The sequence below is a fragment of the Kocuria sp. WN036 genome (assembly GCF_002287015.1).
GTDB lineage: Bacteria > Actinomycetota > Actinomycetes > Actinomycetales > Micrococcaceae > Kocuria > Kocuria rosea.
In genome coordinates, this window is record NZ_NSKF01000072.1 from 1 (window position 1) to 1,272 (window position 1,272).

Here is a 1,272-nt window from a genome sequence, read left to right on the forward strand (position 1 = left end):
TTGACCTGACCTACGGTTTGGTTTCCAGTGGCGGTCGCTAGTCGAAGGCCTTCATGGAAGGCTCACCGCTATGCCCCGCCCCTACCCTCCTGAGTTCCGTGCACGAGCGATCGCTCTCGTGCGTGAGGGCCGCCAGGTCAAGCAGACCGCGGCTGATCTTGGTATCCACCCTGTCACGCTCCATTCCTGGTTGCGCCAGGACGACATCGATCAGGGCCGCCGGCCCGGGCGCAGCACCCAGGAATCGGCTGAGCTCCGGGCGGCCCGGGGCCGGATCCGCCAGCTTGAGCAGGAGCTCGCGATCATCCGCCACGCGGCCACCTGGCTCGATGAGGAGGGCGGAGTCCCCCCAAAAGGGCGCACCCGGTGATCGATCGTCTCGTCGACGCCGGGGCTCCGGTCCACACCTGTTGCCGCATCCTGGGCGTCTCCCGCCAGGGCTACTACCGGTACCGCAAGCGTCCGACCAGCTCCACGGAACTGCGCCGACGCTGGCTCACCGGGCTGATCCGCGAGATTCACGTGGCCTCTCGGGGCACCTACGGCTACCGCCGCATCCACGCGGAACTCACCATTGGCATGGGCATCCCCTGCTCGAGCCGGCTCATCTCCGCGCTGATGACGCGCGCCAGCATCGGCGGACTGCCCGGCCCGGCGCGCATCAAGCGGCTTCGAGGCGTGGCGACCGCAGACGACCTCGTCAACCGGAAGTTCCACCGCCTGGCGCTGAACGAACTGTGGGTCACGGACATCACCGAGCATCCCACCCGCGAGGGCAAGGTCTACTGCGCGGCGGTGCTCGACGCCTGCAGCCGCAAAATCATCGGCTGGGCCATCGACTCCAAGCAGGACTCCACCCTGGTCATCAATGCCCTAGACATGGCCATCCGCGCCCGAAAGCCCGGTGCCGGCGGAATCGTCCACGCCGACCACGGGGTCCAATTCACCTCGTGGGTGTTCACGCAGAAGATCCGCTCGGCCGGACTGCTGCCCTCGTTCGGCACCGTCGGCGACGGCCTCGACAATGCCATGATGGAATCCTTCTGGTCGACGATGCAGATCGAACTGCTGAACCGTCGGAAGTGGAAGACCCGGATCGAGCTGGCGAACGCGATCTTTGAGTACATCGAAGTGTTCTACAACCGACGCCGCCGACACTCCGCACTCGAGTACGCCACCCCGCACGAATACGACCTCGCTCGAACGCCGCAGGCACTCACCACCGCTGGAAGCTAGCGACCACGACTGGCAACCAAACCATAGGTCAGGTCA

At 65.9% G+C, this 1,272-nt stretch carries 1 protein-coding gene; it reads left to right on the top strand.

Features of this window, described 5'->3' with window-relative positions; translation table 11 throughout:
- The first annotated feature begins 70 nt into the window (after positions 1-70).
- A protein-coding gene (locus CK505_RS18085) for an IS3 family transposase (protein ID WP_095651922.1) occupies positions 71-1,236 on the top strand; the annotation gives its coding sequence in 2 pieces (ribosomal slippage) (positions 71-347 and positions 347-1,236; 1,167 coding nt in all).
- The last annotated feature ends 36 nt before the right edge of the window (positions 1,237-1,272 follow it).